General features: G+C 64.3%; 1 protein-coding gene. It reads right to left on the reverse strand.

The genetic code is table 11. From position 1 onward, the window contains the following. Positions 1 to 401: Gfo/Idh/MocA family protein (locus tag OWC48_RS46780; RefSeq protein ID WP_282526035.1), on the reverse strand; the 401-nt coding region annotated here is incomplete at its 3' end. Positions 402 to 434: the final 33 nt, after the last annotated feature.

Below are 434 nucleotides of genomic sequence, written 5' to 3' on the forward strand. Positions count from 1 at the left end.
AGCCGCACCCAGGACGGGTGATGGCGCAGGATATAGCCGATCACCAGCTTCTTGCCGTTGGCCTTGGCGGCGTCGACCACCCGGCGCGCATCGGCGACCGTGGTGGCCAGCGGCTTCTCGACGAAGACATGGCAGCCAGCCTCGAAGGCGTGCACCGCATAGTCGGCATGGCTGTCCGAATAGGTGGCGATGCAGGCAAGGTCCGGTTTCTCGTCGCGCAGTGCGTCCTCGAACGAACGACGGATCTCGTGACCCGCCAGCCCGCCGGGCAGCGGCACGTCCGAACGGTTGACGAGGGCCGCAATCTCGAAGCCCGGATTGTTGTAGTAGGCCAGCGCGTGGCTGCGGCCCATATTGCCCAGGCCGGCAACGACAACGCGGAGGGGTTTGGTCGAAGTCACTTTGATGTCCTGTGTCGGGTTTCTTTGTTGTTG

The sequence above is a fragment of the Bradyrhizobium sp. Arg816 genome (assembly GCF_029989365.1).
Taxonomy (GTDB): domain Bacteria; phylum Pseudomonadota; class Alphaproteobacteria; order Rhizobiales; family Xanthobacteraceae; genus Bradyrhizobium.